General features: G+C 64.9%; 6 protein-coding genes. 2 read left to right on the top strand and 4 right to left on the bottom strand.

Annotated elements, in window-relative coordinates:
- Positions 1-77: 77 nt before the first annotated feature.
- Positions 78-1,736, bottom strand: coding sequence for an NRAMP family divalent metal transporter (locus G3N97_RS02925; RefSeq protein ID WP_205991826.1), 1,659 nt, complete (start codon positions 1,734-1,736; stop codon positions 78-80).
- Between the two features lie 117 nt (positions 1,737-1,853).
- Complete coding sequence (locus G3N97_RS02930) at positions 1,854-2,021, bottom strand: hypothetical protein (protein WP_205991827.1); 168 nt, start codon at positions 2,019-2,021, stop codon at positions 1,854-1,856.
- Between the two features lie 1,080 nt (positions 2,022-3,101).
- Between G3N97_RS02930 and G3N97_RS02935 the strand changes: the two genes are divergently transcribed.
- Both G3N97_RS02935 and G3N97_RS02940 read left to right on the top strand, forming a co-directional pair.
- Positions 3,102-3,257, top strand: coding sequence for a hypothetical protein (locus G3N97_RS02935; RefSeq protein ID WP_205991828.1), 156 nt, complete (start codon positions 3,102-3,104; stop codon positions 3,255-3,257).
- Between the two features lie 102 nt (positions 3,258-3,359).
- On the top strand, positions 3,360-4,805 hold the full coding sequence (locus tag G3N97_RS02940) for a carbohydrate porin (protein ID WP_205991829.1): 1,446 nt from the start codon (positions 3,360-3,362) through the stop codon (positions 4,803-4,805).
- A 93-nt stretch (positions 4,806-4,898) separates the two neighbouring features.
- Here the strand turns inward: G3N97_RS02940 and G3N97_RS02945 are convergent, their stop codons facing one another.
- Positions 4,899-5,114: a YXWGXW repeat-containing protein gene (locus tag G3N97_RS02945; RefSeq protein ID WP_065059919.1), complete on the bottom strand. Its 216-nt coding sequence runs from the start codon at positions 5,112-5,114 to the stop codon at positions 4,899-4,901.
- An 88-nt stretch (positions 5,115-5,202) separates the two neighbouring features.
- Positions 5,203-6,354, bottom strand: a complete 1,152-nt coding sequence (locus G3N97_RS02950) for a DUF1501 domain-containing protein (RefSeq protein WP_205991830.1) — start codon at positions 6,352-6,354, stop codon at positions 5,203-5,205.
- Positions 6,355-6,452: the final 98 nt, after the last annotated feature.

Here is a 6,452-nt window from a genome sequence, read left to right on the forward strand (position 1 = left end):
ACCGCGCCGCCGTTATTCATTGCGGACGGCGGCGGCGCGATGAACGCGCGCTTTTTTTCTCCTTCGCGCGGTGAATATCACGCAAAAAACGTCATCTGGACGACTTTCACGATTACGAGAATTACGGCGATCAAAAGATAACCGCGCAATACGCCCATCCAGACGCGTTTTGAAAGCGTCAAATTCGGCGACGGCAGTTCGGCGAGCGGCGGCATGCGCCACATATCGCGCGCGCCCGGCGGCCAGGATTGCGCGGGCGGCTGCGTTTCACCGCGCAGTTTGCGCAGCGCGAGCGTGGCCGCATAACCGGCGATCGCCAGCAGTGTGCCGCCGCCGAGCATGACGAGAATGGTTTCGCCGCTCATGTCCGGGTACATGACCGAGGCCGTGAGCACGATCGACAACATCACCAGCACCCACACGACCGCGCCCGTGAAGAGGTTCAGCGCTTTCGAATTGACCCACGGCCCCAGCACGGCGCGGTCGTTGCAGAGCAGCAGCAGAAACACCGTGGCGCTTGGCAGCAGCACGCCGGCGAGCGTCTGCACGGCTTCGGTCAGCAGGCCGAGCGGGCTGCCCGGAATCAGCACGATGGCGGCGGCTGCGGCCACGATGCCGAAATAGACCAGATAGAAGCCCTTCGCGTCGCTCACGCCGCGATGCAGCGAGTGACGGATCTTGAAGACGTCGCCGATGGCATAGGCCGTCGAAAGCGACACGGCCGCCGCGCCGATGATGGCCGCGTCGAACAACGCGACGGCAAACAACACCGCCGACGTATGACCCGCATATTGATCGAGCCCGGCGATCACGCCGCCCGCATCGGTGAAATTGCCGAATTCGGGCTTGCCCGCGAAAAGCTGCGCGCAGAACGCAATCATCGCCACCGCGCCAATCAGCACGAATGCAATGCCGATCCACAAATCGGCTTTCTCGTACTTCATGAAGCGCGGCGTGATGCGCTTGTCGATGACATAGCTTTGCTGAAAGAACAATTGCCACGGCGCGACCGTCGTGCCGACGATACCGATCACGAGCAGCATGACGTCGGAGAGTTTCGAATGCGCGGGCCAGTTCGGAATAAAGAAGTCACGTGTCATCTGCGCGACGGGCGGATGAATCGACACGAGCACGGGCACGAGCAGCAGGCTCAGCAAACAGAGCACGATCGCGAAGCGTTCGAAGCGGCGGAAATTACCGGTGCTCACGGCGGCCATGGTCAATGCGGCGGCCACGCATACGCCCGCAATCTTCGGCAAACCGAAGAAGTTGAGCACAAACGTAATGCCGATAAATTCGGTGACGATGGTGAGCGCGTTCAGCACGAATAGATCGATCACGCTGAACGCCCCCCAGAATTTGCCGAAGCGTTCGAAGATCAGGCGCGCGTGACCGACGCCAGTGACGGCGCCCAGACGCAGCACCATTTCCTGGTTCACATACAGAACGGGGACGAGCAGCAACAGCGTCCAGAGCAGCGTGGTGCCGTAATTCTGGCCCGCCTGCGTGTAGGTGCCGAAGGCGCCCGCGTCGTTGTCGCCGACCATCACGATCAGGCCGGGGCCGAGTATCGCGAGCAGCGTGCGCAGACGCGCCCACCACGTGGCGCGCGGCGCGAGGTCGTGACGGGAGATGGTGCCGAGCGCACCGTGGATGTCGCCGAGATGGGCGTCGTCGAGCACGGCGCTGCGTGGCGGCGACACGTCGGCGTGGGGGAAGTTGGTTGGCGTGGACATGATGTTCTCGTCTTGGTTGGAAGCGGTCCGGTGCGTGCGCGTGCCGACGCGTGCCGTCAAAGCGACGTCGAAACAATGTCGAAACGACGCCGAAGCGGCACGCACACGCGGCGCGGTTTACGAAACGAAGCGCCTGAATGCGCCGAAGGCGGCAAGGCGGCGCCAGAGCGCGGCGAGTCTGCCGGGCGCGCGCGTTTGCAGCGCGAGGCGGTCGAGTTCGTGACCGCTGGCCGCTTCGATAGGCGGAAGGTGCGGAAGGCGGGAAACGAGAAGGGCGAAATGCATGATGATGCTCCGGGCGTCTGGCGCGACGCGAATCGCGGGAAAGCCAGCAGACCCGGGCGGCCGCGCGCCTTGCGCGCTACGGCATCCGTCTACTCGCTTGCCCTGTTCAGAATCGAATGGGGTAAAGACAGGGTGCGTAAGGGATGACTGTCACTGTCCGGCATGGCGGCTCCTCGATGCGTCGTGCGCGAAGCCGTGTTCGGCGGCGCGGGTTGATCCGGACGTGCGCGCGCCGCCCGCATCGGGCAGGCGCGCACGCACGCCGTTGCGGGCCACGGGCTCGCAACGCTTGCGCGGACGGACGTGCGAAAGCAGCGTCCGCTGGGCGCGATTCAAAGGTGCACGGGAGAATTCACTACGGCGCGCACCGTCTGCCTGCGGGCAAGACGGCGGCTGGGAAAGGAGAGCGCGGGCGTCTTGCCGCTCAGGCGGCGAAAGAATGCGAAGTTCGATTCGAAGATCGACGACTGCTGGAGTCCAAGGCGTCAGCCCCTTTCGTGAAGATGGGCGAATTTTAGGCACCGCGCGAATCACGCGTCAACCCGTTTTTTATGCCGCGACCCGAATAATCTTCCGGTCAGAATGAAGCCGGGAAATTGAAAGGGAAGGGTCATGTCCATTCGAATCATCGTGAGAATCGTGAGTAGCGTTGGGTTAAATGCACAGGAGACCTGCGCATTGAGAATCACTTCGTTCGAATGCGGACGCGATGCAACATCGGCGGCTTTTTTTGCTTGCGGTTTTGCACGAGACCCGAATACAATCCGCCGCGTCACAACGAAAGGAGTCCCTCGTGGACACATGCTCTAGCAGTGGAAGTTCGATGCCGGTCCACGCCGGCGTCGCAGCCGCGAGTTAGCCGCGATTCGTCCCACAGGACACGTCCTTCGCCGCTAACTCGCCTTGTCGGGTTAGCGCGCTTCATCGTCGCGCCGGTTGTCGAGCCAGGGCTCGCATCGGCGCCGCCATCAGCACGCTCCCTTTTGAATTGAATCGCCGTCGTGCGTACACGCGTCTTGCGTGGCGCCGTCGCGTCGTCATTCGCCGACCCGGTTCGCCTGGCCGGGCGGAGGTGGGCTTATGTTCGTCAAACATTTCCTGGCATCGCGCAGTGGCGCCGCCGCGCTGATCTGCGGCGGCATGGCCTTGTCCGTCGCGCTGGCGGCCGTGCTGTGCGCGTCCGTCGCGGCGCGCGAGATTGATCGCGCCTTGCGTTTGAGCTGGTGGTTCTCCTAGCTTGGCGCACTCGCCGCATTTCACGCGGCTTTAAAAAAGAAATCGCTTAATGACCTCGCAATCGTCCCGGCTATTGCGCCGGGCACACTCGCCTCGATAATCATGAAAAAGCCCTGCAAACATTCGCTGATGAATGCAGCGACGCCCGTCCGCCTCGGCGCGCTGATCGCACTCGGTCTCGCGCAGTCCGCCTTCGCGCAAAGCATGGAAGCACCCGCCGCAGCGGCGGACGGCACGCCGCCCGCGCCCACCGGCTTGTGGGATCGCTCGACCCTGTTCGGCGACACGGGCGGCCTGCGTCCGTGGCTCGATGCCCGTGGCGTGACGTTCGGGCTGCAGGATACCAGCGAGTATCTGAACAATCTTTCGGGCGGCGTACACCGTAGCGGCGCGTACGACGGACTCACGGAAATGAGCGTCGGCGTCGATACGCAGAAGGCATTCGGATTGCCCGGCGGCATTTTCAACGTGTCCGCGCTGCAGATACACGGCACGAACCTCACGCAACGCAATCTTCAGGCGCTGCAGGCGGTGTCCGGCGTCGAAGCCGATGCCGGTACGCGTCTGTGGGAACTCTGGTATCAGCAGTCGTTCGCGGGCGGCAAGGCCGACATTAAAGTCGGCCAGCAAAGCGTCGATCAGGAATTCATGGCCAGCCAGTACGCGGGCGCGTTCATGAACGCCACGTTCGGCTGGCCCGTGCTGCCGTCGATGGATATGCCCGCGGGCGGCCCCGCGTATCCGCTTTCGTCGCTCGGCGCGCGGCTGCGCGTGACGCCGTCGAATGCGTGGACCGTGCTCGCGGGCGTGTTCGACGGCAGTCCGGCGGGGAGCGGAAGCGGCAACGTCAACAGCAGCGGCGACGCGCACGGTACGAATTTCAATCTGCACGATGGCGCGCTGTTCATCGGTGAAGTGCAGTATGCGCTGAATGCGCCCGATATTTCCGCACCCGACGCAAAATCATCAGGATTACCAGGTACCTACAAACTGGGCTTCTGGTACAACACGCAACATTTCGCCGATCAGCAATTCGATAATAACGGTGTCTCGCTCGCGAATCCCGCCAGTACGGGCGTGGCGCAATCGCATCGCGGCGATTACGGCCTTTACGCCGTGGCCGATCAGATGGTCTGGCGTCCCTCGGCGCAAAGCCCGCAATCGCTCGGCGTGTTCGCGCGCGTGATGGGCGCGCCCGGCGATCGCAATCTCGTCGATCTTGCGGTCAATGCAGGCGTCACGCTCAAGGCGCCGTTCAAGGGTCGCGACAACGACGTGGCGGGGCTGGCGGTGGGCTACGCGAAAATCGGTTCGCACGCGCAAGGTCTCGCGAGCGATACGGCGGCTTTCACGCCCGGCTATCCGGCGCGCAGTGCGGAGACCGTGTTGGAAGCGACGTATCAGTTTCAGATTGCGCCGTGGTGGCAGGTGCAGGCCGACTTTCAGTACGTGTTCCGCCCGGGCGGCGGCGTGCCCGATCCGCAGAATACGTCGCGTCGTATCGGCGATGCGGCGGTGGTCGGCATAAGGACCGTCGTTGCGTTCTGACCGATGCGGATCGATGCCAATAAAAAGGAGCGCCGTGCGTGGCGCTCCTTTTTTATCGTTTCAGATCCTGATTCGTTTCCTGATTCGTGGCGATCAATACGCCGCAACCCAGTGCCCGGGCACCCACGCCCAGTGATTGCCTTCCCAGCGGTAATGGCCCTTCACCCAGTGATAACCGGGCGACGGCGCGGGCGGCACGACCTCGACGCGCGGGGCAGGCTCGGGTGGCCGCGCGGGCTCCACCACGCAGGCCGAAAGCAGCGCGGCGCTCGTGAACAACGCGGTGAGAAGCATCGGCTTCGTTTTCATGATCGGGTTCCTCCTTGATGTGTGATTGGATTGCTGGTCGTGCGGGGATGTGTCCGGCGCGCCTGTTTGCATCGCGCCAGGCCTCTTGTCATGTGCGGATCAAACCCGTCATCGGCTTTGTCGTGCCCGCTTGGGCGAACAGCGCGGCGGCCGTGCGTTGCGGATCGAGGCCGAGGCTTTCCGCAGCGGCGCCCGCAATGAGCGCGTCGAGCGAAGCGGTCGGTTTGAGATCGCGTCCTTCGTAGAGGTCGGCGTTGCGCAGGCCCGGCCAGTCGGCGATCACGCGTCCGCCCGCGACCGCGCCGCCCATCAGCATCGCCACGGATCCCTGGCCGTGGTCGGTGCCGCCGGTGCCGTTCGCGGCGGCGGTGCGGCCGAACTCCGTCGCCACCAGCACGCTGGTCTTGTCCCACGCCGGACCGAGCCCGCTGCGCAGCGCGGCGAGCATCGTGTCGAGCGCCTTCAGCTGATTGCCGAGCCGCGCGTTCTGCGCGCTATGCGTGTCCCAGCCGCCGGTCTCGATCATCGCGATGCGCGGGCCGTCCGGGCGCGCCAGAAAATCGGCGGCGAGCTTGCCGAGACTGGCCGGGTCCTGCTTCGCGCTCGCGTCGCCCGCGAGGCCGCGCGCGTTCATCGCCGAGGTCCAGAGGCCGCGCAATTGCGCGTCGCTCTCGTAAAGCGCGGAGACGCGCGTGAGCAGGTCGTCCGACGCGGCGGGCAACGCGGAGGGCGCATACGACGTCGCGTGCGCCGCGCCGCGCAACGCGAGCGGCACGGTGGGCGCGAGCGCGATGGCGCTGTCGCCGTGCGTCGGGCCTATCTGCGCGACAAGGCGATTGAGCCAGCCGTCCTTCACCTGATACGGCGCGCGTCCGCCTGTTTCGAGCACGTTCTGGCCGTCGAAATGCGAGCGGTCGCGATACGGCGAAGCGATCGCATGCACGAACAGCGCCTGCCCCGATCGATACAGTTGCGCGGTTTGCGCGAGCGACGGATGCAGCGCGAACGTGCCGTCGAGTTTCGCGGCCTTGTCCGTGTCGATGGCGAGCGCGCCGCGCAGCGACGCGTAAGCGGGATCGGCATAGGGCACGACGATGTTGAGGCCGTCGGCCGCGCCGCGCTGGATCACGAACACGAAGCGGCGATCGGTGGGCGCGCTCGCGAAAACGAGTTGCGGCGCGACGAGCATCGCGCCCGCGCCGGCGGCGGCGACGCGCAGAAAGTGGCGGCGGGAGAGCATGGGTTATCTCCTCAAAAAGTCGGGTGAAACGAGCAGCAGCGCGACGGCGGTCTGCGCGCTTTCGGCGTGCGCGACGGCCGTGGCCGTGGGCGCGCCGA

Origin of the sequence: Paraburkholderia sp. Ac-20347 (assembly GCF_017104805.1) — a bacterium.
GTDB classification, from domain to species: Bacteria; Pseudomonadota; Gammaproteobacteria; order Burkholderiales; family Burkholderiaceae; genus Paraburkholderia; species Paraburkholderia tropica.